At 41.8% G+C, this 26,455-nt stretch carries 24 protein-coding genes, 1 tRNA gene and 1 pseudogene; 17 read left to right on the top strand and 9 right to left on the bottom strand.

What is annotated here, in order from left to right; genetic code table 11:
• Positions 1-15 precede the first annotated feature (15 nt).
• The 6 genes from L3D27_RS06760 to der all read left to right on the top strand — a co-directional run bounded on the left by L3D27_RS06760 (position 16) and on the right by der (position 7,240).
• Positions 16-666 carry a hypothetical protein gene (locus L3D27_RS06760; protein ID WP_373628419.1) on the top strand — a complete coding sequence of 217 codons (651 nt, stop codon included), beginning with the start codon at positions 16-18 and terminating at the stop codon, positions 664-666.
• Between the two features lie 54 nt (positions 667-720).
• A complete protein-coding gene (gene ispG, locus L3D27_RS06755) occupies positions 721-1,839 on the top strand; it encodes a flavodoxin-dependent (E)-4-hydroxy-3-methylbut-2-enyl-diphosphate synthase (RefSeq protein ID WP_432480726.1) in 1,119 nt (372 codons plus the stop codon).
• Between the two features lie 292 nt (positions 1,840-2,131).
• Complete coding sequence (hisS, locus tag L3D27_RS06750) at positions 2,132-3,409, top strand: histidine--tRNA ligase (protein ID WP_432480725.1); 1,278 nt, start codon at positions 2,132-2,134, stop codon at positions 3,407-3,409.
• Positions 3,410-3,549: 140 nt separating this feature from the next.
• On the top strand, positions 3,550-4,365 hold the full coding sequence (locus L3D27_RS06745; protein WP_432480724.1) for a YfgM family protein: 816 nt from the start codon (positions 3,550-3,552) through the stop codon (positions 4,363-4,365).
• Positions 4,366-4,473: 108 nt separating this feature from the next.
• Complete coding sequence (bamB, locus tag L3D27_RS06740; protein ID WP_432480723.1) at positions 4,474-5,649, top strand: outer membrane protein assembly factor BamB; 1,176 nt, start codon at positions 4,474-4,476, stop codon at positions 5,647-5,649.
• Positions 5,650-5,818: 169 nt separating this feature from the next.
• Positions 5,819-7,240 (top strand): ribosome biogenesis GTPase Der, encoded by a 1,422-nt coding sequence (gene der, locus L3D27_RS06735; RefSeq protein ID WP_432480722.1) that lies wholly within the window; start codon positions 5,819-5,821, stop codon positions 7,238-7,240.
• 100 nt (positions 7,241-7,340) lie between these two features.
• Here the strand turns inward: der and L3D27_RS06730 are convergent, their stop codons facing one another.
• Positions 7,341-8,087, bottom strand: coding sequence for a ribonuclease HII (locus tag L3D27_RS06730; RefSeq protein WP_432480721.1), 747 nt, complete (start codon positions 8,085-8,087; stop codon positions 7,341-7,343).
• Between the two features lie 21 nt (positions 8,088-8,108).
• Complete coding sequence (gene lpxB, locus L3D27_RS06725; RefSeq protein WP_373628425.1) at positions 8,109-9,281, bottom strand: lipid-A-disaccharide synthase; 1,173 nt, start codon at positions 9,279-9,281, stop codon at positions 8,109-8,111.
• Between the two features lie 224 nt (positions 9,282-9,505).
• Here lpxB and L3D27_RS06720 point away from each other — a divergent pair, with 224 nt between their 5' ends.
• Positions 9,506-9,844, top strand: coding sequence for a P-II family nitrogen regulator (locus tag L3D27_RS06720; RefSeq protein WP_284672979.1), 339 nt, complete (start codon positions 9,506-9,508; stop codon positions 9,842-9,844).
• A 22-nt stretch (positions 9,845-9,866) separates the two neighbouring features.
• Positions 9,867-11,147, top strand: coding sequence for an ammonium transporter (locus L3D27_RS06715; protein WP_432480720.1), 1,281 nt, complete (start codon positions 9,867-9,869; stop codon positions 11,145-11,147).
• Positions 11,148-11,203: 56 nt separating this feature from the next.
• On the opposite strand, the gene L3D27_RS06710 is transcribed toward L3D27_RS06715, so the two are convergent.
• From L3D27_RS06710 to L3D27_RS06690, 5 genes are all read right to left on the bottom strand, one after another.
• Positions 11,204-11,914: a Smr/MutS family protein gene (locus L3D27_RS06710; protein ID WP_284672978.1), complete on the bottom strand. Its 711-nt coding sequence runs from the start codon at positions 11,912-11,914 to the stop codon at positions 11,204-11,206.
• An 18-nt stretch (positions 11,915-11,932) separates the two neighbouring features.
• Complete coding sequence (locus L3D27_RS06705) at positions 11,933-12,571, bottom strand: DedA family protein (protein WP_432480719.1); 639 nt, start codon at positions 12,569-12,571, stop codon at positions 11,933-11,935.
• A 251-nt stretch (positions 12,572-12,822) separates the two neighbouring features.
• Positions 12,823-13,668, bottom strand: a complete 846-nt coding sequence (locus L3D27_RS06700; protein ID WP_432480718.1) for a hypothetical protein — start codon at positions 13,666-13,668, stop codon at positions 12,823-12,825.
• A 529-nt stretch (positions 13,669-14,197) separates the two neighbouring features.
• Positions 14,198-15,067, bottom strand: coding sequence for a DMT family transporter (locus L3D27_RS06695; protein ID WP_432480717.1), 870 nt, complete (start codon positions 15,065-15,067; stop codon positions 14,198-14,200).
• Positions 15,068-15,184: 117 nt separating this feature from the next.
• The gene (locus L3D27_RS06690) at positions 15,185-16,264 is read right to left on the bottom strand and encodes a 3-deoxy-7-phosphoheptulonate synthase (protein ID WP_432480716.1); all 1,080 of its coding nucleotides are present in this window, start codon (positions 16,262-16,264) and stop codon (positions 15,185-15,187) included.
• 310 nt (positions 16,265-16,574) lie between these two features.
• Here L3D27_RS06690 and L3D27_RS06685 point away from each other — a divergent pair, with 310 nt between their 5' ends.
• The 7 genes from L3D27_RS06685 (at position 16,575) to L3D27_RS06655 (ending at position 24,677) form a co-directional block, all read left to right on the top strand.
• Positions 16,575-17,561: a polyprenyl synthetase family protein gene (locus tag L3D27_RS06685; protein WP_432480715.1), complete on the top strand. Its 987-nt coding sequence runs from the start codon at positions 16,575-16,577 to the stop codon at positions 17,559-17,561.
• A gap of 103 nt (positions 17,562-17,664) precedes the next feature.
• Positions 17,665-17,949, top strand: coding sequence for a hypothetical protein (locus L3D27_RS06680; protein WP_432480714.1), 285 nt, complete (start codon positions 17,665-17,667; stop codon positions 17,947-17,949).
• Positions 17,936-18,154 (top strand): hypothetical protein, encoded by a 219-nt coding sequence (locus L3D27_RS06675; RefSeq protein WP_432480713.1) that lies wholly within the window; start codon positions 17,936-17,938, stop codon positions 18,152-18,154. The genes L3D27_RS06680 and L3D27_RS06675 overlap by 14 nt, the downstream gene beginning before the upstream one ends.
• Positions 18,155-18,425: 271 nt before the next feature.
• The gene (locus L3D27_RS06670; protein ID WP_432480712.1) at positions 18,426-20,459 is read left to right on the top strand and encodes a UvrD-helicase domain-containing protein; all 2,034 of its coding nucleotides are present in this window, start codon (positions 18,426-18,428) and stop codon (positions 20,457-20,459) included.
• A 163-nt stretch (positions 20,460-20,622) separates the two neighbouring features.
• Entirely contained in the window at positions 20,623-22,926 is a 2,304-nt protein-coding gene (locus tag L3D27_RS06665; protein WP_432480711.1) for a site-specific recombinase, read from the top strand.
• A 144-nt stretch (positions 22,927-23,070) separates the two neighbouring features.
• Positions 23,071-23,147, top strand: a tRNA-Pro gene (locus tag L3D27_RS06660).
• A gap of 186 nt (positions 23,148-23,333) precedes the next feature.
• Complete coding sequence (locus L3D27_RS06655; RefSeq protein ID WP_432480710.1) at positions 23,334-24,677, top strand: tyrosine-type recombinase/integrase; 1,344 nt, start codon at positions 23,334-23,336, stop codon at positions 24,675-24,677.
• Between the two features lie 334 nt (positions 24,678-25,011).
• On the opposite strand, the gene L3D27_RS06650 is transcribed toward L3D27_RS06655, so the two are convergent.
• Together L3D27_RS06650 and L3D27_RS06645 are read right to left on the bottom strand one after the other, a co-directional pair.
• Positions 25,012-25,161: a hypothetical protein gene (locus L3D27_RS06650; protein WP_432480709.1), complete on the bottom strand. Its 150-nt coding sequence runs from the start codon at positions 25,159-25,161 to the stop codon at positions 25,012-25,014.
• Positions 25,162-25,330: 169 nt separating this feature from the next.
• Positions 25,331-25,537 carry a hypothetical protein gene (locus L3D27_RS06645; protein ID WP_432480708.1) on the bottom strand — a complete coding sequence of 69 codons (207 nt, stop codon included), beginning with the start codon at positions 25,535-25,537 and terminating at the stop codon, positions 25,331-25,333.
• A gap of 87 nt (positions 25,538-25,624) precedes the next feature.
• Here L3D27_RS06645 and L3D27_RS06640 point away from each other — a divergent pair, with 87 nt between their 5' ends.
• Both L3D27_RS06640 and L3D27_RS06635 read left to right on the top strand, forming a co-directional pair.
• A complete protein-coding gene (locus tag L3D27_RS06640) occupies positions 25,625-25,894 on the top strand; it encodes a DUF1778 domain-containing protein (RefSeq protein ID WP_373628436.1) in 270 nt (89 codons plus the stop codon).
• Between the two features lie 100 nt (positions 25,895-25,994).
• A pseudogene (locus L3D27_RS06635) lies at positions 25,995-26,363 on the top strand (GNAT family N-acetyltransferase); the annotation flags it as partial.
• Positions 26,364-26,455: the final 92 nt, after the last annotated feature.

Genomic DNA, 26,455 nt, shown 5'->3' with positions numbered 1-26,455 from the left:
TTAAAGGCTGTTAGAATGAAACAAAGTATCCGCCATCACACGGCAGGCAGATTTGGTAAAATTGCCATTTTGTTCATGACCATGCTGATGGTCGCTTGTCAGCATACACAGCCAATGCAAAAAAGCATGGGAAGGGTTGTTGCTAAAAACCAAATTGCACATACTTATACGCAGCTTGCCGAGCAGTATTTGCAACTAGGTAGAATAGATGATGCCAAAAGACAGCTGGATCTGGCGATACAAGCGAGCGATCGCCATGCAGCGGCTTATCGCACTTTGGCACGAGTGTATCAGACAACCAACGAGCATGAGCATAACAAACTTGCCAAAACTTATTACCAAAAGGCACTATCGCTTGATGATAAGGATATGCAGACGCATTATGATTATGGCGTGTATCTGACAGGTAATCAAGAATATTCATTGGCACTTAAGCATTTTGAGAGAGCGGCTAGAGAGATTGGTTTTGATGGACGGCTGGCAGCGATTGAAAACATTGCCTATATTCGTAATATCTTATGGGAAAATCTACCCACTAAGACAAATTTGGATTTGGCGGTATCGGCATTTAACCGAGCGGTTAAGGCGGGAAGCTTAAATGCGGATTTACTCACTCAAGCATTATACCTAAATATAGAAAAAGATAAACAAACTCAGGATAAGTAGCATCGGCTTAATGCCAGACTTATAATATAACAATATTGACTGTTGGAAAGTATCATGACTCATCATAGCCCCATCAAACGCCGTTTTACTCGTAAAATTATGGTTGGCAATGTTGCCATTGGTGGCGATGCCCCTATTAGTGTGCAATCTATGACCAACACAGACACTTGCGATGTGATGGCAACCGTTGCTCAGATTCAGCGGTGTGTGGATGCAGGGGCTGACCTGATGCGTGTATCCACACCGACGATGGAAAGTGTGCAAGCCTTTGGCGAAATCAAAAAGCGTGTCTCTGTGCCACTCATTGCCGATATTCATTTTGATTATAAAATCGCCTTGGCAGCAGCAGAAGCTGGGGCGGATTGTTTGCGAATCAATCCAGGGAATATCGGTAATGAAACCAAAATCCGTGAGGTCATCGCCTGTGCTAAGCATCATGGTCTGCCTATCCGAATTGGTGTTAACGCAGGTTCATTAGAAAAAGACTTGCAAAAAAAATATGGTGAGCCAACCGGTGAGGCGATGCTTGAGTCGGCAATGAGGCATATTGATATTTTGGACCGCCATAATTTTCATGATTATAAAATTTCAGTCAAGGCGAGCAATGTCTTTTTGACGCTAGATGCTTATCGTTTGATTAGTCAGCAGGTGGATTGTCCACTGCATCTTGGTGTAACCGAAGCAGGCGTGTACCGCACAGGAACGGTTAAGTCAGCGATTGCACTTGGTGGACTGCTATTGGAAGGTATTGGCGATACGATGCGAATTTCTTTGGCGGCAGAGCCAGAAGAAGAGATTAAGATTGGTTTTGATATTTTAAAATCTTTAGGTATCCGTTCAAATGGCGTGAATTTTATCGCTTGTCCAAGTTGTAGTCGTCAAGAATTCAATGTCATTAAGGTGATGACTGAGCTGGAGGCACGACTAGAAGACATTCGTGAGCCAATGGATGTGTCAGTGATTGGTTGTAAAGTCAATGGTCCTGGCGAAGCTAAAGAAGCTGATATTGGTGTGGTGGGGGCAAATCCTAATTCATTGGTCTATAAAAATGGCGACAAAAGTCATTTGATTGATACCGCCAGATTGGTTGATGAAATTGAAGCGATGGTGCGTGAAAAAGCAAAAGCGTTGGCAGAAAAAAGGGCAAATGAGATTGTCAGGGTGGCTCAGTGAGTTGCTGAGTGTAAAATCAAGGCAAGCTGAGTTCAAATAAAAATACCACCAAACATCACTTGATAAGCAATGACTGATTTGCCAAAAAAGAACATTTGTAATCGGTAAAATAAGCCAAAAGAATATCCAAAAACCGTTATTGAGTTCAAGGTGCCAAATATCAAAAGGTTTTTGAATAAGTGAATAAAATCCGACCAATTGATGAATTTGGTGGATATTTTAAGTAGTGAGTACTTTAAGTAATAAGTATTGAAAGTAAATTGTTCAATTTGAATCATAAAGGATTTAAAAGATGAGTAAAATTACTGCCATTCGTGGCTTTAATGATATTTTGCCTGCCGAAACTGCCAAATGGCGTGAAGTGGAGGCGATTTTAACCCAAGTATTAGATGGTTATGGTTATAGCCAAGTTCGCTTGCCATTTGTTGAGCAAACGGAGTTGTTTGCTCGTGGGGTGGGCGAGGCGACCGACATTGTTGAAAAAGAGATGTTTGGTGTGGTGCATGGCAATCAAAACACAGGCAAAGAAGAAAAAGAGGTATCTTTTACCTTGCGCCCAGAAGGAACAGCAGGGTGCGTGCGAGCGATTATTGAGCATAATCTAACTCGTGGCGACACGCCAAAGCTGTGGTATCTTGGGTCGATGTTTCGCTACGAACGACCACAAAAGGGGCGTTATCGTCAGTTCACTCAGCTTGGGGTAGAGAGTTTTGGTTCTGCTTTGGCTGATGCTGATGCCGAGCTGATTGCGATGACGGCGATGATGTGGAGACGACTTGGTATTGATCAGCATGTTGTTTTACAGCTAAATACACTTGGTGAAGCACATGAACGCTTGGCTTATAAAAATGCCCTTGTTGAGTATTTGACCAAGCATCTTGATAGGCTTGATGCCGATAGTCAGCGACGAGTAACTACGAATCCGTTGCGAGTGCTTGATAGTAAAGATGAACAAACACAGGCGATTTTGGTAGATGCACCCAAACTTTCTGACTTTCTAGGAGAGGAGAGTTGTACACACTTTGAGCAGGTGCAAAATTATCTGCGTGCGTTGGGGATTGAGTTTACGATTAATGAAAAGCTTGTGCGTGGATTGGATTATTATAATAAGACCGTCTTTGAATGGGTAACGGACAAATTGGGTTCACAAGCAACTGTCTGCGGTGGCGGTCGCTATGATGGACTGGTGGGTATATTAAAAGGCAATCTTGAGCAATCCGAGCCTGCCGTTGGTTTTGCGATGGGGTTTGAACGCTTGATGTTGCTTATTGAAGCGGTGAATCCTATTGAGATAAAGGCTGACTGTGATGTCTTTGTTGTGGCTAGCGAAAGCGTGTATATGAATGCTGTGATGTACGCCAACGAGTTACGCACACAAAACCCTGATTTGCGTGTTAAAATGGCGTCCGCCACTAGCCTAAAATCACAAATGAAAAAAGCAGATAAATCGGGGGCAAAATATACCTTGATTATTGGTGAATCGGAAGTTGTCAGTCAAACTGTGTCAGTGAAAAATATGACCACAGGAGAGCAAAGCAGTCGTGCGATGACGGATTTTAATTTTGATTAGTTGGTATCTGGTCTATAGGATTAAGATGGTTGGTGCTGTTTAACAATATAACTGCTTTGGTTAATTATTCGTCTGCGGTTTATGTTAAAATTCATTGAACAACACCATTTATTTAACACTAAAAATATTTTAAAGAGTTGATGATGAGCGATGAATTGGTAGTAAATGATAAACAAGCCATGAGTGCCTTAAAAAAGCATGGCGATAAAATCGTATGGGCGATTATCTTGGTGCTGGCTGGCTATTTTGGCTGGGAGTATTATCAAAAAAACTATGCTAAAATTGACACGGTGGCGGCAGATATGTATACCGCCATTGATGAGCGTAACAATGCTTTAAAATTAGCAATTCAAAATCCTGATTTGGGCAAGGACGCTAAAGCATCGCTGGCTAAGGATGAATCGGCCTTATTCGCCGAGATAGATAAGCTGGTTTCAGAGCATCCTAATACAGTCTATGCATGGCAAGCACTCATGCTAAAAGCACGCCATCAAGCAGATGCAGATAAGCTGTCTGATGCCATTGAAACACTAGAGCAGGCTCAAAAATTAAAACTTGATGATGTAGGGTTGTTGGCATTGACAAAGTTGAGATTGGCTCGTGTGTTGTTGGATAATAATGAGATAGATAAAGCATTAACCATAGCAAATAAAGAGCTGCCAAAAGCTTTTGAAGCATCTCGCCAAGAGGTATTGGGTGATATTTATGTTACCAAAAATGACTTTGAACAAGCCAAAACCGCCTATCTGACAGCATGGGAAGCATTGCGTGAGCGTCAAGAAAATCGTGCAGTTTTAAGTCTAAAGCTACAGTCTTTGGGCGTTCAGGTTGAGTCGATTACACCAAAAGAGCCCGTGATTGCCAACACGCTACCAAACGATGTTTCTGCTACTATGGATAATGCTACAGCTGAGCGTGTGAGTATAGAAACACAAACTACACAAAACGGCAATTAGGGGTTATTAAATTGGTTTTATAATAACCATGCAGATTGTTTAATTCATACATTAGTGATAAGATGGGCAGACTTTTAAGGGTTTGTCTGGACATAAGAAGGATAAAATATGCACGCTCGTTTTACAAAAACTGTTTTGGTATGTGCTTTGGGTGCGATTGCACTAACAGGCTGTGCCACAGGCATCAAAGGCGAAGATAAAAAACCTGCAAAACTCATTAAGATTGATGCACCTATAGGCGTGCTATCGCCTATCTTCCAAGCATCGCTTGAGCAGGGGCGTAGTTTATCAAAGGGCGAGCGTGTCAGCAAAAAAGATATTGTTGATTTGCAAGTATCTGAGGTGGACGATGTATTAGTAGCAGCAAGTCGTGGCGGTATTGTAAGTGCCATGAAAGAGGGTCGTCCGCTTTGGTCGGCTGATTTAAAAGATGCCATCACAAGTGGTGTGGCGACCAGCAAGGCAGGTAAAGTTGCTGTTATTGGTACTCGTTCTGGCAAGGTGGTGGCATTAGATATTGCTACAGGTGCAAGCCTTTGGGAAGTATCACTACCAACTTCAAGCCAAACCCCAGCACTCATCAGTGATGATCGTGTGTTGCTTTCTGCCAATAATGGCATTATCTATGGTCTAGACTTGCGTACAGGTCGGGTGGTTTGGCAGTTTGGTACGCAACAAGCCGATATCAGTGTCCGTGGTGCTGCCAAGCCACTTCATTTGGATGGGCAAACGGCTTTATTTGGCATGGCAGATGGTCGTATCCATGCAATCAATCCTGCTACAGGCTCTCCACTTTGGGCAAGACGAGTGGGCTTGCCGACTGGCGGTAGTGCGGTAGAACGCATGAGTGATGTTGATGGTACGCCATTGGTCGTAGGTCAATATCTATATGTTACTAGCTTTAGCGGGCAGTTAGTGGGCTTTGATATGTCTACAGGGCGAGCGATGTTTGCTGCTAAGATTGCCAGTACCAAGTCGCCAACCATCTTGGGTGATGCACTGATTACCACAGGGGTGAATGGCGATGTGAAGGCGTTCAACCGATTGACAGGCGAAGAGCTGTGGTTGAATGAAGAGCTAAAAAATCGTAAGCTAACCAACCCTATTGCTGTTGGCAACCATGTCGCTGTGGGCGATTACGAGGGGGTTATTCATTTATTGGATGCAACTGGTAATATCGTTGATCGTGTCCAGACCAAAGGTGAGTTGACTAGCTTACAAGTTGTCGGTAATCGTCTATATACTCAAAGTGCTACAGGTGTGGTGAGTATTTGGCAGTTTTAATTGCTTATTTGACTCGCTTATGAAGATTCCTTTGTCATTTTGATGGCAAAGGAATCTTGGTGTTCTTATAATGCTAAAAAACCGACAAAAAAACTTACCATCTGCACTTGATGTTTTTGTTTTTAATCGTTGTGTTATCAATTTTATCGTTAAAATTATTTGAGAAGTTATGAGTATTAAACCTGTGGTGGCCTTGATTGGTCGTCCTAATGTTGGAAAATCCACTCTATTTAACCAAATTACCAAATCTCGCCAAGCCCTAGTTGCTGACTTGGCAGGTCTAACCCGAGACCGTCAATATGGCGATGCACATTTTGAAAATAAGTCCTTTATCGTGGTTGATACGGGTGGCATTGGTGAAATGGATGATGGCAAGGGTAATATTGATGACTATATGGCAACACAGTCCTATACCGCCATTCATGAGGCAGATATTGTTGTCTTTGTTGTGGACGCACGAGTGGGTCTGATTGGGGCAGACAGCGAGATTGCCAGATTTTTACATACATTAGGCAAACCTGTGTATCTGGTGGCAAACAAGATGGATGGTGTGCATGATGCGTCATCAGCAGAGTTTTTTGCCCTAGGTTTTGGAGAGCCATTTCCAACTGCTGCCAGTCATGGTAAGGGCGTAACTAGTCTGCTTGAGGTATTAACTGCTGATATGCCAGAAGATGAGGTGGAGGATGAAGATGCTGAGCGGATGCTTAAACTTGCCATCATCGGTCGTCCTAATGTTGGAAAATCAACACTGGTGAACCGCCTACTTGGCGAGGAGCGTGTCGTGGTGTTTGATATGCCAGGTACGACAAGGGATAGTATCTATATTCCATTTGAGCGAGAAGGAGAAAAGTATACACTGATTGATACTGCAGGCGTGCGTCGTCGTGGTCGCATTGATGAAAAGGTAGAAAAATTCTCTGTTGTTAAGACCTTGCAGGCAATCAAAGATGCCAATGTGGTCGTGGTTGTGATTGACGCCAAAGAAGGGATTGTTGATCAAGATTTGCATATGCTAGGCTATGCCTTAGATGCAGGGCGTGCTATTGTTATCGCCATCAATAAATGGGATGGGCTAACCCAAGATCAAAAAGATTTTATCAAGCTAGAAATCGATCGTCGTTTTAATTTTGTCCCATGGGTAAAGATTCACCTTATCTCCGCCCTTTATGGCAATGGCGTGGGTAATCTATATCCATCTATCCATAAGGCGTATGACGCATCTATGTTTAAGGTGTCAACCAGTCGCCTTACTCAAATTCTACAAGATGCGGTAGAAAATCATCAACCGCCAATGGTAGGGGGTCGCCGTATCAAGCTACGATATGCTCACTTGGGTGGGCATAATCCACCAGTGATTGTTATCCATGGCAACCAGACGAGTGCATTACCCAAAAGTTACCAACGCTATCTTGAGAATATTTATCGTGATGTCTTTAAACTTGAAGGTACGCCGTTGTATGTGGAATTTAAGCAAAATGCCAACCCATACGAAGGCAAAAAAAATCCAAAAATTAAAAATAAAGCCAAAGTCATGCGTGAACGCAAACGCATCGCTGAGTTTAAAAAGCGTGACAAAAAACGCAAGTAATTAACCATCTGGCCATCAAAGAGCAAACCCTAATCAAATTTAGGGTTTGTTTGTTTTTGGGTGGTATTGAGAATTAGGGGCTGATTGGCTCGGCGTTATGTTAGAGCAGCACGCCTTGCGAAGTTGCTAGTATTGTTCGCATGGGGTTAAAACTTTTTCTGTGTTCTGGTAGTATTCCATATTCAAAAATGGCTTGTGTGTGGGCTTTGCTAGCATAACCCTTGTGCCTGTTGATTTGATAGTTTGGATAGATCTTGGCAAAATCATTCATTGCTGTATCACGGTGTACTTTGGCTAGAATACTGGCACAGGCAATGGATGTGTGAATGCTATCACCTTTGATGAGTGTATGGATGCATGGTTGAAATTCGGCAAATCCATCGGATAGTATCGGTGTGGCATTGCCATCTATGATGATGGTTAAATCATGGCTAGATGTGATGTGATTGATGTCAATCAACTTCTCAATGGCAAGTCGCATACCAAGCAAAGTGGCTTGATAAATGTCAATCTCATCAATAACAAATGCCGGTATGTCAATAATGGCATAGCTTTGGCAGGTATTTTTTATGGGTTCAACAACTAAATTTCGCTTTTTTTCTGATAGCTTTTTACTGTCGTTAATGAGCATGATTGGCGTGCTTGATAAATCCACTTGCCCAAATTCCCCTGTCAACGCATTATCTAAAATCACCGCCCCTACCGTCATCTGCCCAAATAGCGAACCACGACCAACTTCATCAATGCCAATGACGATGGTATCGGATGTCAGCTTGTGATTTTTATGGCTAATGGCTGTGCAATGCAATGTGTGAGTGTTTTGACTGTGTGCTTTTGAAGGTTGCATGGTTTTTAGGCTTAGGTGTATTTAGTTGTTCTTGGTGTAGTAACTTAGTACCGTATCGGCAGGGTTTTGGCTACTGGCTTGTTTGATGAGTTGTACTGTGTTGATGAGTTTGTTTTTTTGTTCGTTGGGGTTGGCAAGAATGCAGTTTGCTTCATGAGCGATATTTTGAGCGGTGGCGTTACCTTGTATTAGCTCTGGCACGATACTTTTGCCTGTGCGTTCAAATGCTAGGATATTGGGCAGGCAAACATAGGGGGTCTTAATCAAGCGTTTGGCAATGGCGTAGGTTAGGGCGTTAACCTTATACACGACCACCATCGGAGTGTTTAGCATGAGTGCTTCTAGGGTTGCTGTACCACTGGCTAAAATGGTTAATTTTGCCACCTGCATGGCATACTGACTGGCGGTGTAATTACTGTCGTACTCGCTACAATCTTGCCAGTCGCTTGGAGTAAAGGTCGTCAGTCGTGATGATAAATGAGGTGCTTGCTCATTGATGATTGCCCGCACCATCACTCGATGTTCATCTTTGGCAAGTGGCAAAATGGCAGTCAGTGCCGTATGAGTCTGGCATAACGCATCAAAACTTGCCAATAAAGTTGGTAAAATGGCACGAATCTCACTTAAGCGTGAACCTGCCATCAAGCATAGTGTGTTGGTGGATTTGGTGAAGTTTTTGGGTTGTGTGTGATGGATTAGCGGATGTCCGATGCACACTGCAGGGTGATGATGTTTGGCATAGACAGGCAGTTCAAAGGGAAATAGGCACAATACCAAATTGGTCGCTGCCTTGATGCTGTGAATGCGATTTTCACGCCATGCCCAGATGCTTGGGCTGACCATCTGCACGCAGAATACGCCTTTGGGTTTTAGGGTCTTGCCCAATCTTAGATTAAAGTCTGGTGCGTCAATACCAATAAAGATATCAATCTGATTTTTATCAAAGGCACGAAGAATCTCTTTTTTGGCACGAAATAAGTCGGGCAAATGCTTAAGTACTTCAGCCAAACCCATGACGGATAAGCGTTCCATATCAATGATGGGCTTTAATCCCATTTGTATCATGCCATGACCACCCACGCCGACCCAGCAAATGTTTGGGTGTAGTTTATTCATTTGTTGCATAAAGTCTGCACCCAGTGCATCACCTGAGATTTCACCTGCAACGATGCCGATGGTCAGAGTGTCTGTCATAAACTATCCAAATAATTAAGAATAAAAGCTGTATTTTACGAATTTCTATGGATGCTTGTAAATAGATTGGTGATTTTTTAAATATTTGAAAATATTATATTATCATAATAAAAAATAATAAATAGTCTTTTTTTTATTAAAATAAACCATTTTTTATTTTGAGTGTTTTTTGGCATACTACAACTAAATTATAAGTTTTACTTGTATCATCATAGGATTATATTATGAAATTAGTCATTGCAATCATCAAGCCATTTAAGCTAGATGATGTTAGAGAAGCGTTAATGGCGATGGGTATTCATGGCATGACAATCACGGAGGTTAAGGGTTTTGGGCGTCAAAAAGGTCATGCCGAAATGTATCGTGGTGCTGAATATGTGGTGGATTTTTTGCCCAAACTAAAGATAGAGGTGGCTGTGAGTGAGAGTTTGGTTGATGATGTGGTCAGTGCCATTGCAGGTGCTGCCAATACAAGAAAGATTGGCGATGGTAAAATTTTTGTGCAGTCGTTAGATGAGATTGTGCGTATTCGCACAGGCGAAATGGGTGAAGAGGCTTTATAAAAATCAGCAAAAGGTGGTAAAAATGAAAAAATTAATCAGCCAATTTGGCTTGGGGTTTGCGGGGGTGTTGCCTGTTGTGGTCATGGCGAGTGAGCCTATGCTTGATACCGGTGATACAGCTTGGGTATTGACAGCGACCGCCTTAGTTTTGATGATGACCATTCCAGGGCTTGCATTATTTTATGCAGGTATGGTGCGTAAGAAAAATATCTTATCTACCATGATGCACAGTCTAGGCTCGGCAGCGGTCGTTTCTGTTGTGTGGGTTGTGATAGGTTATTCGCTTGCATTCTCAGAAGACTCTATGAATGCTTTTATTGGTGGGCTTGATTATGTGATGCTGCATAACATTAGGTTGGAGGAATTAGATGGTAGTATCCCAAAATTACTAATGGTTATGTTTCAATTAACATTTGCAATCATCGCCATGGCAATTTTGGCAGGTTCGCTCGCTGAGCGCATTAAATTTGGCTCATTTATGGTGTTTGCTGGGGCTTGGACACTGCTGGTATATGTGCCTGTATGTTATTGGGTGTGGGGCGGTGGGTGGCTGACCGGCGATGCACTTGATTTTGCAGGTGGTACGGTGGTGCATATCAATGCTGGTGTGGGTGGTCTGGTGTTGGCCTATTTATTGGGCAGTCGCCGTGATTATGGCAAAAGCAATCTTGCTCCTGCAAACTTAACATTGACGCTCATTGGCACAGGTTTGATTTGGGTGGGTTGGTTTGGCTTTAATGGAGGTTCGGCATTGGGTGCTAATGGTCATGCTGTGATGGCTTTAATCACCACTCAGGTAGCTGCGGCAGTTGGTGCAATCACTTGGCTGATGGCAGAATACATGAAGCGTGGCAAGGCGTCTGCGTTAGGAGGGGCATCTGGTGCGGTAGCAGGTCTGGTTGGGGTTACACCTGCGGCAGGCTTTGTGGATGTATTTGGTGCGATGGCGATCGGTGTGCTGACCGCTTTGGGGTGTTTTGTGATGATTTATTATGTAAAAAAACGCCTAGGTGTAGATGATGCACTAGATGCTTTTGGGCTACATGGTATAGGTGGTGTCATTGGTGCAATTTTAACGGGTGTTTTTGTAAGTCCTACCTTGTATCCTGAGGTCGCTAATGTGCCGTTGTTGGAGCAACTTTGGCTACAGATTGAGGGGGTGATTGCCACCTTGGTGTATGGTGCGGTGATGACATTTATTATTGGCGTGATTATTAAAAAAACCATGGGACTGCGTGTAGATGCCGAAGAAGAATATCAAGGTCTTGACCTTGCCATTCATGGTGAAAAAATTGCAGATTGATGACTGTAATAAAAAAACCAATCTTAATGATTGGTTTTTTTATTATGAATGACTTATTACATATTGATTTTATTGCGTTTTAGTAGTACAAGTACTGCCCCAGTACCACCATCATTAGCAGGAGCAGAGACGAACGCCATCACATCAGGGATTTGGCGTAACCAACCATTCACACAGGTTTTGATGATGGCATCTGTACCCTTGCCATGTACGATTTTAACGACTGTTTCGCCATTTTTTAGGGCGTTGGCGATGATGGTCTGGACAGCATTTCGAGCTTCATCAATGCTTGAGCCATGCAAATCAACTGCATCAAACCAGCGTAATTTACCTTGTTTTAGTTGCTCAAATACTTTGTTTTGTAATGTTGGGTTTTTGTAGCTTAAAAACGCTTCGCCTGCCACAGGATTTAACAAGGCTTGCATATCAGACAATTTAGCACCTGCTAGCTCTTCACCGCCTTCGGCATTGGCACGGCGAAGTAGGGTGGTGGGGTCTTTGGGGTTGGTTTTTTGGGCATGGCTGATGGACTGCTCATGTTTTAAGGGGCGGACACCGCTCATTGCTTGCATGAATAGCACCTTGTCTTCATCAATGCTCTCATGATTAAAGCGTTTAACTTGTTGAGAGACTTCTTTTTTGCTCATGACAGTGGCACTGGCGGGCTTTTTGTTGTTGTCGGTCTCAGGTTTGGTTGAGGATTTGCCACCCATTTCTTTGAGTTGAGCTTGGGTATCTTTTGAGAGTAAATCTTTAAATGTTGTCATGGTTTAACCTATTTTAAGTCATGGGTTTATTTTTTGTCGCAAAAAACTAATGATGATGGGTAGTATACTAAATCCAATAATACCAAAAATCACATAAGTAAAATTATCCTTGATGACAGGCTGATTGCCAAAAAAATAGCCAAGCAGAACAAAAGATGCAATCCATAAAAAACCACCGATGATATTATAGCTGATAAATCGCTTATAATTCATACTGCCTGCTCCCGCCACAAAAGGGGCAAAAGTGCGAATAAAAGGCAGAAATCTGGCAAAGATAATGGTTTTACCGCCATGCTTTTCAAAAAAAGTCTGAGTGGTGATGAGATGGTCTTTGTTAATCAAGCGGTAATTTTTTGCAAATACTTTAGGTCCGATATATTTTCCAATATGATAATTTAGTGTATCGCCAAGTACCGCTGCGATAAATAGCAAGGCGATGAGTAGGGCAGGGTTGAGCTTTCCTGTAAAGGCTGCTAACGCCCCTACTGCAAAGAGTAGGCTGTCACCTGGTAAAAATGGCATGACCACAAGACCTGTCTCAACAAAGATAATTAAGAATAAAATCCCATAAATCCACATGCCATAGTCTGCTAAAAATACCGTCAAATGCTTATCGATATTTACGATGAGATCAATGAGTTGTAAAATGATGTCCATGTCGTAAGACCATAAATATAAAATAAATCTGCGTATTATAGCATATTTGTTCAATGTTGGTTTTTTGCGACTAACAAAATCTAAAGTAGAGATTTTTGTACTTGGGGTGAGTAGTGCTTTGGAATAATCAGTAGGTTATGGTTTGTTAATAAAACCCCTTACTGATATTGAAATCAATAAGGGGGGGGTGATGAGTGGCCATTTATTTTTTAAATTACATGGCTTAACTTGAGAGTTGGCTTTAAGGTAGATTAAAATGTGTATTGCAGTTTAAAGCCTATCTCTTTGGTTTTGTTTTCTGGTTCGCTGTAGCTTGCTATACCTTGGCTACCATCTTCGCCTGTTTCAATGCGTTCAAAAGTATTGGAAGTGGGGACATTCCAACCACGATAATAAGGGGTGTAACTAATTTTGGTTTGGTTAGCAAGCTGCTTACTGATGGGTAATTCTATTTCAATACCACGAGCATTGTGCTGTTTGAGTGTGATGGTGCCGTGATCACCTAAGAAGGAGTACTGACGACCATAAATACCTTGATTGTAAGCAATTCGTGGTAAAAATTCAAATCCGTGAGCCAAAGCTATTTTTGCACCCAAGCCTACTTGTGTGTAAGCAGTTTTATTTTTTCTATCGTAATCCTCTGAATCTATGCGGGAGCTTAAATCTCTTAGGACTCGATATCCCAAGCCTGCTTCACCAATGATACTTAAGTTTGGGCGAATTGATTTTTCATAAATATACAGTGAGCGGATGTCATAAGAGAGACGAGGTGCACCTTTTAGGTGTATTGAGCCATAAGGAGATCCTTCAGGATTTTCTTCGCTAGGATTTTCACCACCTGTATAATCAACTTTGCCTTTGGCGTATCTACCCTCTAATTTTATCGCATCTTTCTCATTAAAACGATACTTAATTGACCCATTAAGTGCATTCAAGCTACCTTGCTGTTGCATGAAACGCTCACCATTTGTGTATTCACGGTATGTTTCTTGATAGCGTTCAATACCTAAGTTGGTTTCTACTGCTTTTTTGGCGTGTGCTAGAGATGTGTATAATAAACCACTTGTCATTAGCGATATGATAATAAATTTTTGCATAGGTACCTCAATTAAATCAATGTAAAATGCCATTGGCTGATTGTTGATGTCTTGCAAGATTAGTGATATATACTAGAAGTAGAGTTATTTTGCTATCGTATTTATGTATTTGCCATAAAATGGATTGGATCCACATTTTTGTAAAAGCCCACTTGGTTAACATAAGTGCATAGCAGGGCTTGATGATAAAATCACCTAAATACTTAATTTGTGGGATTGAAGTTAATCAAAACCCATGGGATTAAGCGGTTGACGACCATTTTTCATATACAGTTGTACGATTTTTGCTCAGACCATCAATAAATGTAAATGGTGCTATGGGAGTTAATATACTCTAGTATTTTTGCAAAATACAGCCGTGAAATGTAGCAGGGTTATCCCATTACATGAAATAACCCTGTTATCAATAAAGCATTATTATAACATAAAAAATTAGTCAATACAAGTGTATTGGTAGTTATACTAAAAAATCTATGATTGTTGAATGCTTATTATACATTATATTATTGAGATGGGCTGATAACCAATCTTATTTTTTTGTTCCAATCATACCACTGATGACGATGATGGCAATCCCAAGCAAGCTTAGCCAGTCAAGCCGTTCACCAAACAACACCGCCCCAAAAATGACCGAAAACACCACGCCTAAATAACCCAATACCGCCACGACAAATTTTTGTCCCATTTGATAGGCATAAGTCATGAGAAGCTGTCCACCTAAAGCAGTCACTCCAATGGCGATGATATAGGGTAGATTTGCCCAACTGATGGGCGTAAAACCAAAAAATGTCGCCAATATTCCTGAGATGATGGCAGATAAAAGTGAGAAATAAAACACAATCCGCCATGCAGGTTCGCCAAGCAAGCTAAGTTCTCGCACTTGTAAATAGGCATAACCACTAATTGCTCCGCTTGTCAATCCGATAAACATGGCAAAGATATCACCCCCTTGGCTAGGTTTTAATAAAATCACCACGCCCAAAAATCCTAAGATGAGCGATATCCAGCTGATAACAGATGGCTTTTGTTTTAAAATGATGATGGAAAGTAGCCCTAAAAAAATGGCAGAGGTGTTTTGTAGGGTGCTGGCAGTAGCAAGTGGCAGGTGTAGTACCACATAAAAATTCATCAGTAGGGCAACCAAACCTGCCAATGACCGCCAAAAGTGTTCCTTTGGATAAGCTGTGCGAAAATCCTGCCCTTTAACCCAAGACAAACCACCTAAAATAACCAATGAAGATAGTACTCGCCAAAAGGTAAGTTCATAAGTGTGCATGGCAAATTTTTGTCCTGCCATTTTAATGGAGACAAGCATCAGTGTAAAACACAAGCAAGCAAGGACCATATAAAATGAGCCAAAGAATGAACCTTGATTGGGATTGGTGGGTGAATTTGGCATGGCGTATTATTGGGTAATCAAAAAGCCGTTCGCCTTGAGTTTGTCGAAAGAGTGATGGTTTTATCATCATGATTTGACAGGTTCTCTACGAACGGCACAACCTAAATTTGTGGTCAATTAACGATTTGGTAAATGCTCTTTGACTGCCTTGGCGAACTGACGCAAGATATCAACGGTAGTGTCCCAGTCTAGACAACCATCGGTTACTGATTTGCCATATTCTAATTGACTTAGGTCGGCTGGGATATTTTGACGACCACCTTTGAGATGGCTTTCAATCATCAGTCCCATGATGGACTTGTTGCCGTTTTGGATTTGGCTTGCGATGTTTTGGATAACCATAGGTTGTAGGTAAGGGTCTTTGCCAGAGTTGGCGTGGCTTGCATCTACCATGATTTTTCCGTTGGTTTTGCCTTTGGCAAGTTCATTTTCTGCTAAGGCGATGGCCGTTTTATCATAGTTGGGCTGGTCATTGCCACCACGCAAGACAACATGGGCGTAACGGTTGCCTTTGGATTTGATGATAGAAACCTTGCCATCTGACGATAAGCCTAAAAAGCTATGCCCTGATTTAACTGCTTGCATGGCATTGACAGCAACTGTCATTGAGCCGTCTGTACCATTTTTGAAGCCAACAGGGCAGGACAGACCAGAGGACATTTCACGGTGAGTTTGGCTCTCGGTGGTTCTTGCCCCAATGGCTGACCAACTGATTAAATCCTGCATATATTGAGGGGTGTTGGGATCTAATGCTTCGGTAGCACAAGGCAGACCTTTTTCGTTCAGTTCTAAAAGGAGCTTTCTTGCCATGCCAAGCCCTTTTTCAATATCAAAACTATCATCCATGTTAGGGTCATTGATAAGACCTTTCCAGCCTGTGGTGGTGCGAGGTTTTTCAAAATATACACGCATGACAATAAACAGCTCGTCTTTTAACTCATCTGCCAGAACTTTTAATTTGTCGGCATATTCGTGAGCAGCGACGGTATCGTGAATGGAGCAAGGACCAACAACGACCAAAATGCGTTTATCAACACCATCTAAGATGTCTTGGATGACCTGACGACCATGTAGCACGGTGTTAAAGGCTTGGCTTGATAGAGGGTAGGTGCGTTTTAGTTCTGTGGGGGTAATTAAAGGGGTGATTTTTTCAATATTCACATCATCAATTTCGGTATGGTGAGTTAAAAATGACATAAGGCTACCTTTAGGATGGCTTGGATTTATAATAGAAATAAAGATGGAGATAAGGATGCTACCAACTGAACGCAGTCGCATCAGATAAAAATACTAACATTATGCACACAATCCGCCCATTTTACAAGCGTATCACGCACAAAAATACCAAAAAATTAAGTATTGGTTTGTTAATAATAAAAAAACATAAGAAAAAGTTATGCGAGGGTGTCAGATGAATGCAACTGTTGGTTGAATTTGACGAATGCTCTTTTAGAAATATATGGGCTATGATATGATAAATAAATTTTTTAAAAGTGTGAGAAAAATAATGATTACGCCCACTTATGCAGACATTCAAGCCATCGTTGCTGATGATTTTGCCATCATGGATAAGCAGGTTTTTGGCAGTTTAAATTCCAAAGTATGCTTAGTTATGCAGGTATCTAAGCATGTCATTGATGCAGGTGGTAAGCGGATGCGACCACTCATTACGCTGCTGACTGCACGAATGCTACATGATGAACAAAGTCAGCAGGCATTGGAGCTTGGGGCGATTACTGAGATGCTTCATACTGCCACACTGGTACATGATGATGTGATTGATGAATCAGGGCTTAGACGGGGAAGACCGACTGCTAACGCCACTTGGAATAATGCCACAGCTGTACTGGTGGGAGATTATCTGATTGCTCGTTCGTTTAATTTGCTTGTTGGATTTGGTAATTTGCCGTTGCTTCAGCTATTTTCTGATGGCACTTGCGATATTGCAGAAGGAGAGGTGTTGCAGTTACAGCATCAGCACAACCCAGAGACTACCGAGGAAGACTATCGTCAAATTATTGATGGAAAAACTTCAAGATTATTTATGATGGCAACGCAAGGGGCAGGGATTTTGGCAGGTCGTGACGATTTGCTTGAGCCTTTGGGTAAGTTTGCTTATCACTTTGGTAATGCCTTTCAGATGATTGATGATGTGCTTGACTTTACAGGCGATACAGCGATGATGGGTAAGAACCTAGGCGATGATTTGGCGGAGGGTAAGCCGACTTTACCGATTATCAAAACCCTAGAAATTCTAAAGGATACCGATGCCATCAATTATGACAAGTTACGCATCGCTGTGCAGACAGGGAAGGTTGATGATGTAGGCGAGCTGATTGCCTTGGTGCAACAATCTGGGGCATTGGACTACTGCAAGGCAAAAGCCTTAGACGAAACCAAACAGGCTCAACAATATTTAGAAGTATTGCCTGTCAATAAATATCGTGAAGGACTGTATCAGCTGACCGCATTGGCAAGCTCTCGTTTGGTGTAAAACTGTACACTAAAATTTTGACAATCATCCATTCATGGTTATGTATCACACATTTTGTAACAAAATATTTCAAATTGGTGTGATGGAATAACCATGATTTTTTTTGATTCTTGCTATTTGTGCTAGCGTACTGGTGTCTATATTTTTAAAGTTTGCTCGTCAACAACGCCTTGACATCATCCAATCTATTTTGGTGAATTATATGACCGCCATGGCACTGTGCATGGCGTTACTGAAACTGAGCTTTGATGGCATTGGTAATGTGGCGTTTGGTAAGGTGTTTGTTTTTGTGACATTGGGTATTTTATTGCCTAGCTTATTTGCTTATCAAAAAAACCAAATGGCATGGTCAAAGTTTGGCAAGTGGGGTGATATTGGGCGGTCTTAATTTTGCTAATATCTTATTTTATATCAAAGCCCATCAAGCCTTTAAAGATGACCCCACCTTGGTGTTTGCAGGTATGAATATTGGGGTGATGTGTTTGGGTGCGATTGTGGGCTTATTGGCTTTTAAAGAAAAGATTTCAAAAATCAATGGCATGGGCATTGTACTGGGCATTTGTGCGGTGTGGTGTTTATTTTATTTAAAATAATTAAAAAATACTAGCTAAACAAGCGGTGTTTTTATGATGTTATTGGGCATTAAATATCAATCTTGCTTGGTCTTACCCACCTTACTGTTTGGCAAAATTAACCTACAGCCAAAACTTTGCTGTAGGCAATCACAGAACTGTTCATGGGCAATGAAAAAAGGTAATATTGCAAAATACTACCTTTTTTCATTGCAAGTTTTGGTACAAACTTTTGCCCAATTTACCAAAATCCTTTATAATGAGTCCCCATTTTGCCCAAAGAATTTAGAGTATGAGTCAGCTAAACCCCCGCCAACAAGAAGCCTTAGCCCATGTATCAGGTCCTTTGCTCGTTCTGGCAGGGGCAGGGTCGGGTAAGACATCGGTCATCACCCAAAAAATCGCCCACTTGATTACCAACTGCCATATTCCTGCTGAGCGAATCACTGCCATGACCTTTACTAATAAGGCGGCACGAGAGATGAAGGCTCGTGTGAGCAAACTTTTGCCGAATGAAAAAACTCGTGGTTTGACGGTCTCTACCTTTCATCAGTTTGGCTTGCAGTTTTTGCGTTATGAGCTGATTCATACGCCCTTAAAAAGCAATTTTAGCATCATGGATGCAGATGACACAAAACGACTGCTGATGGAACTAATGATGCGTGATAATATGAGCGGTTCTGAGAGTCGTGAATTTGCAGGCAAGGCGATGAAGTTTATTTCAGATTGGAAGAATGATTTGATTGCTCCTGAAGATGCAGCGACCACTTTATCGGACCCAGAGGACATGATTTTTGCTCATCTTTATGGATTGTACGAACGCAATCTTAGGGCTTATAATGCGGTGGATTTTGATGATTTGATTGTTCTGCCTGTCCGTATTTTAAAAGAAAATGAGATGGTGCGTGAAAAATGGCAACGCCGTATTCGTTATTTACTCGTAGATGAGTATCAAGACACCAACACCGCTCAATATGAACTGGTTAAGCTCTTGGTTGGGCTAACTGCTCGTTTCACGGTAGTGGGTGATGATGATCAATCCATCTATACATGGCGTGGAGCAAAACCTGAAAATATGGCACTGCTCAAGCAGGATTTTCCTAATCTGCATGTGGTCAAACTTGAACAAAATTACCGCTCTACCAATCGCATCTTAAGTGCGGCAAATACCGTCATCGCCAATAATGAACATATCTTTAATAAGGCATTGTGGTCAAATAAAGGCGAGGGGGCTTATATCCGTGTGATTACTTGCCCAACAGATCTAGATGAAGCGGAGCGAGTTGTTAAAGAAATCGTCGCCCATCGTCTGCGTCATGGCAACCTATGGGAGCAGTATGCCGTACTATATCGTTCCAATTTTCAAGCACGAGTATTAGAGACTGAGTTGCGTCAGCTGAATGTGCCTTATAAGCTCTCAGGCGGTACATCCTTTTTTGCTCGCACGGAGATTAAGGATGTGATGAGTTATCTGCGTATCATTCTAAATCCTGATGATGATGCAGCTTTTTTACGCATCATTAATACCCCAAAGCGTGGTATGGGTTCTGCTACGCTAGAAAAGCTAGGCCTACTTGCCCAAGAGTATGGCATATCTTTACTATCCGCCTGTTCGCACGCAGGGCTAAAAGCAGCGGTGGGAGCAAAAGCGAGCAACACGCTATATGCCTTTGCTGAGTTTATTGAATATTATACTCGTGAGCTGTATGACAACGCCGACCCCATGCCACTGGTGCGTCAGATGATTATTGAAACAGGCTATATTGATTATATCAAAGAAGATAGCAAAACCCCCCAGCAAGAAAAGAATCGACTTGATAACATTGAAACGCTGTATCAGAGTATCGCCACACTCATTAACCGTGCCGAAGATGACGAAGACACAACCATTGAAGCTGTGGTTCGTAAGATGATGCTATTAGATATGCTAGAGCAACAACAAGAAGAGGAAAATACCAATAAGGTCAACTTGATGACCTTACACGCTGCAAAGGGTCTGGAGTTTGATCATGTCTATATCATTGGTGTTGAAGAGGAAATCTTGCCACACCGCAATTCTTTGTTGCAAGATGATATTGAAGAAGAACGCCGTTTGATGTATGTGGGCATTACTCGTGCAAGGCTTGAGCTGACTTTAACTTTTGCTCAAAAACGCCGTATGGGTAAGGATTTTAAAACCACCACGCCATCACGGTTCTTAGATGAGTTACCAACCGATCATGTTGATTATCCTGCTAAGCGTCCAAGCAACAAAGACCCCAAGCAGATCTCTCAAGACTATCTGACCAATATTCAAGCGATGTTAAATGCTAAACGCAATGGTTAGGTTATACCAATGCTGTGCGTAAGCATAAATGGACAATGTGTATATTCTTATGAATACTTAGCTATTTTGCCAGACTTGGCATTGATGGTAAGATTTTTTTGAACTTTTGGACTGTTAAGCTAATTTTGCTGATTTTAATAAAATAAAAAACTTGGAGAAACTGTTGCAAAACCCTAATAATGCTGAGTTAAAAGATATTTTACAGCGTATCTTAGCACTAAAAGAACTGCCTGAAACCCAAGTGCTAAAGCAATTGGTTGATGAGTTGCGTGTCGACGAGGGTGATGAAGACGCTGCCAATGAAAAAATAAGTCAGCTGATTGCCTTGGTTGAGCAAAACCCTGAGTATGGCTCGGGGCTGGCGGCGTTTATTTTGCGATTGACGAATAAATATAATCAAGTAACGCTTTATACGGATACGGGTATCGCTTCTGACCAAAGTTTTTCTTATAGCGTTAACAGGCTAATTGGGCATCGCTTTTTACCACTGTTACCCGAAGAAGATTCGGTTGTTGAGCTTGCTAGTTTTTTATTCAACAAACGCAATGACTTGCGTTGGGTACGCATGATTGATGGTGCTAAATGGGATAGGCTAATTGAGCTGATTCATGTTGATGATGAAGACTTAGCCTTAGTGGCAACCGCTAAAAATAATATTCTAAATGCCATAGTTATCTTATCATACCGTATTAGTGGTATGGGTCTGCACCCTGATTTAATGTCAGCTTATCCGCAGATGCTGAATCATTCAGCAGCTTTTGTGGCACAAAACCAAGAAGCTGTATTGTATGTCAATCAATACCGAAAGACACATGAGCTAGATTTGATGACGGACATCACGCCTGATGAAGACATCAGTCCTGCACCACTGCTTGTCATGCTAGAGCAATGCCACGAGATAGTTACCAATGTGCGAAAACGCATCTATAAGACTGGTATTTCAATTCGTCTGACCAATATGCTTGTGCGACTTGAGCAAAGCTTGCATAGAATGCAGGTGCTTATTGAGCTGGTTTCGGACAACCAAAAAAACCGTGATAAGGCAATTGTTGAATTGACCGCACAGATTGTGCGTACAGCAAAGACTCGTTATAGCTTTAGTTATTTGATTGAAAATAATACAAAGCTGTTATCTCGCAAGGTTACTGAAAATGCTAGCCGAGTAGGGGAGCACTACATCAGCACTGACCGCACAGGCTATCGCAAGATGTATAAAAAAGCAGCGATTGGCGGATTGCTTATTGCATTTATGGCGACCATAAAAATTTTGGGTTCATCATTGGTGTTAGCTCCAGTCGGTAGGGCTTTTATCAATAGCATGATTTATGGTTTGGGCTTTGTTGCCATTCATATTGCAGGCGGTACGGTTGCAACCAAGCAGCCAGCCATGACAGCCGCCGCTATTGCATCAACCATTTCAGATGGCTCGGGCAATAAAAAAACCCAACAGCTGACCAAATTATCTGAGCTGATTGTAGATATTTTACGGACGCAGTTTGTAGCGATTTTGGGTAATATCTCGATTGCTATGCCAGTGGCTCTTTTAATTGCTTATGCATGGCTGTCAATCACAGGCACGCCCATGATTGATGGCTATAAGGCGGCACATCTATTGCATGAGCTTGATCCTATTCGTTCGCTCTCTTTGCCACATGCGGCAATTGCAGGTGTGTTTTTGTTCTTATCGGGGCTTATTGCAGGTTATTATGATAATCTATCAGCTTACAATAAGATTGGTGAGCGTATCCGTCGCCATCGCTTGTTGTCGCATATCTTACCAAGTGCTTGGCAAGAAAAGCTAGGTAACTTTATTGAAGCGAATCTTGGGGCAATCATGGGTAACTTTATCTTTGGTTGCTTCTTAGGCAGTACGGCAACCATTGGCTATATGCTTGGATTGCCACTAGATATTCGTCATATCGCTTTTGCTTCTGCCAACTTTGTGCATGGGCTATTTTATCTATCGCCACAGGACCTAAGTTGGGGGCTTGTGATACTATCTTTTATCGGTGTACTGCTCATTGGTGCGGTGAACTTAATGGTGAGCTTTTCTTTGGCGTTATTTGTTGCGTTGCGTTCTAAAGAAGTAGAATTCTTTGAATGGAAAAAATTATCTGGGTTGGTGTGGAGACATTTTTTGGCGACGCCATGGGATTTTTTCTTTCCACGAAGCGAGTCGGTTAAATACGCTAAGATTAACAGTGAAGGGCAGGTCATCTATGAAGACATTGCTGATGAAAAAGAGCCTAGTGTGCGTGTCCTTACAGATAGTTATGTTGTGCGTCGCTTGGGTAGAAAGCCTAAGGATAATAAAGAAGGGGTGGCGACCGATGAATCGCAAGGTATTCAAGAAGTAGTTACTGAGCATCATAATGATGGTATGGAAGTTCGGCTTGAAGTGATAGAAGAGAATCAAAACACGACACCCCTACCCAAACCAGATAAACCTCCTAAGCTACCTAAGTAAGCCATTGATTATTATGATGAACCCTTGTTTTTAACAGGGGTTTTTTATGCAAATAGTGCTATGTTGAGTTGGGGTCGGTGATTGATGATAAAATAAGAAAAACGCTTGCAAAATTTAAAAAATTTAGTAAAATAGCAATTCAATCGGGGTGTAGCGCAGCTTGGTAGCGCACTTGCATGGGGTGCAAGGGGTCGCGAGTTCGAATCCCGCCACTCCGACCATATTATAATCTAGGGCTATCCACAATCGTGCGATAGCCCTTGGTTTTTCTAGGCTTTAAGCCATTTTCTTGTCTTTGGTTGTCTATGATAGTCTATTGCTATCCATGAATTTTGTTGGTATTATTGTTGGTATTGTAGTTCACATTCTTTCAATACCAACAAATCACACCCAAAGGCTTATCAATTATGGCTTTAACAGATACCAAAATCAAAAAGCTAGTACCAACACAAAAGAGCATTGATACCAAAGTTCCTGACAAGTACAGCGACATGAACGGCTTGCAACTATGGGTAAGATATACAGGTGTTAAATCATGGGTTATTGCTTATCGCTATCAAGGAAAGCAAGCCAACCAATCCATAGGGCAATACCCACAAATCAGCTTAGCACAAGCAAGGGAAGAGCTTGCAGAGCTTAAAAAGCTACTAGCACAAGGCATAGACCCCAAAGAACACGCCAAGCAAGCCAAAGCCGTGCAGGTTGATACTTGTTTTGATGTATTTGCTCAAAAGTGGCTAGAACACCACGAAACACGCACTAAGCCCCACACATTCAAACGAGGCAAAGGGGCGTATCATAACCACATTTATCCCATCATTGGCAATAAAGATATTTATGCTTTGCGACTGCCTGACATTATGGCAGTACATGACCGCCTAGCGTTGGCAGGCAAGACCAGCACCGCCCATAGAGTGATTGGCTGGATAACCGCTATTTATGATTATGCCATTGAAAAGGGGTTGGCAGAAAACCTATACAATCCCATTCCAAGAAACATTGGTAAAAGCCTATGCGAACACAAGACTAAGCATTACCCACGCATTAAGATAACCGAACTTCCCCAGCTTCTAGCAGACATTGACAGCAGTAACAGCGAGCTATTAACCAAATATGGCTTTTATGTGATGTGTTATACCTTTGTTCGCACCAAAGAGCTTAGGGGCATGAGATGGGCTGAATTGGACTTTGAAAACAACCTTTGGCACATTCCAGCCGACCGCATGAAAAATAATTTACCCCACATTGTCCCACTTGCCCCACAAGTGGTTAAGATTTTAAAAGACATTCAAGCCATGAAGCTACATGATGACTATGTTTTTTGTAGTAATCGCAGTCGCAAAGCTGACACGCTATCAGAAAACGCCTTTACCAAAGCACTAAAAACAATGGGCTATCAAGGGCGAATGACTGGACATGGCTTTCGTGGCTTAGCAAGTACCAGCCTTTATGAAATGCAATACCCACCACAAGCCATAGAATTGCAGTTATCGCATGTGCAGGGTAATAAGACAGTAAGGGCGTACAATGAAGCCAATCTATTGCCAGCACGCACAAGAATGATGAGTGAATGGGCAAATATCGTTGATGAAATCAAGCATGGCAATTTTGACAGCTACAAAAACAAACGCATGACCGACCACAGCGAGCAGGCATTTATTGGCTTTTTAAAGGCGATTAAATATAAAGAACATGAGATTATGGACGAATTGGCGGTACATAGATTAGAGATGATGGAGCTTGTGCAATAAATAACACGCCTGCACGCCCAAAAATGATTAAAAATATAAATCAAAAGGGGATATTTATTTTAAATAATATATGTAATGTTATAATATAACAAAAAAAGTTCTAAAATTTGTGCCAGTCCAAAAAAATCACAGCAAGGCAAAAACCCAAAAAAGCCCTAAGAATAATAAAATATATATAAAAAAAGTATTTTTTATATATATATTTTATTTTTTTATTTATTTTTTACCCTTGTTGTTTTTTTTACCCTTGTTGTTTTTTTTGCCCTTTGATGATTTTTTTTGGCGGTTGGCGGTGCTGGTTTTTTTATCAGCCATGCCACGCCTGCAATTTTTTTTATAGGTTATGATATAACTTTTCATTTCCCCAGCCGTTCCAGCCGTTCCGATTTTTTCGCCCCAGTCCGACCAATCCGACCACGCCCACCAAACCCACCGCCACCGCCCACAAAAGCACCCCGCCCACTTTCGCCCAAAGCTGACCCATTTTTGACCTAATTGGCGTTTGTCATGGTTCGGTGTTAGGGCTTGCGTGCTTGTTTTTGATACTCATATATCTGCATTATTTGATGATAAAATTAAAAAACACACCCCAAAAGTCTGCTAAGTCTGCTAAGTTATTCAAAAAAAGCCCTGTAAGCCTTACGCCATAAGGGTTAAAAACTTTCTAGCCATTTGCTAAGTTTTGCTAAGTTATTATAAATTTTACCCCAAACACCCTTAAAACCAGCACAACCACGACTACACCAAACACTATCAATCCCTTTATCTATAAGGCTTTGCGGTGTTCTATTATCAGAATTGAATAACTTAGCAGGGGCTGGCAATAACTTAGCAGGGTTATCATCTTTAAGTTTTGGCATTTTTTCATCATGAATTGCCAGTCATGTTTACATCATAAACATATCTATGCTATCATGTACACAACACAAACATACAAAGGATAAACCATGCAAGCCACCGAACGCATACAGCTTAGAACCACGCCACACACCAAAGCCATGCTAGAACAAGCCAGCCAAGCATTAGGGGTGAGTATGAGCTATTTCATCTTGGATAGTGCTTATCAAAGAGCCAGCCAAACCATCAAAGAAACCACGCAAATCACCCTAACCAGCGATGAATGGCAACAAGCCATAGACCGCCTAGACACGCCTGCCAAACCAGCCAAAGCCATGCAATCGCTATTTGATAGGGGTTTTGTCAATGTTGATAACTAAACTTGCCAAAAACCACGATAAAAGCGGTTTTGATTGCGGTGTAGAGCCATTAAACCGCTTTATCAGATAGCAGGCAAGCCAGTTATTAAAACGCCACGAAACTGTTATTTATGGTGCGATAGATGATGACCGACTGGCAGGGTTTTATACCTTGTCTGCTTGTCAGATTATGCAGTCAGACGATGGCGAACTACTCAAACGCCAAAGCCCACATAGCCCCATAGGGTGCGTATTGCTTGGACGGCTGGCGGTTGATAAGGCATATCAAGGGCGTGGGCTTGGTGCTGATTTACTGCTACACGCCATGCAGACGGTCAAGAAGTTATCGCAGATGATGGGGCTTGCTTATGTGATTGTTGATGCCAAAGACGAGACCGCCAAAGCCTTTTATGAGCGGTTTGGGTTTGTGGCATTAAGCCAGCACCCCATGCGTCTATGTTACGCCATTAAGGATATTCCAGATTTTTAAAAGTTTTGCAAGGCTAGGAGTAATTAACCGAACGGCGGTTATTTTTCATACCTTAGACCGCCACCGCCTTGCACCTTTATTTTTTAAGGTAT

This window comes from Moraxella sp. ZY200743 (genome assembly GCF_050885545.1).
In the GTDB taxonomy this organism is placed as follows: domain Bacteria; phylum Pseudomonadota; class Gammaproteobacteria; order Pseudomonadales; family Moraxellaceae; genus Moraxella; species Moraxella haemolytica.
The sequence above is the reverse complement of the archived record's forward strand: the minus strand, read 5'-3'. Positions and strand labels throughout refer to the sequence as shown.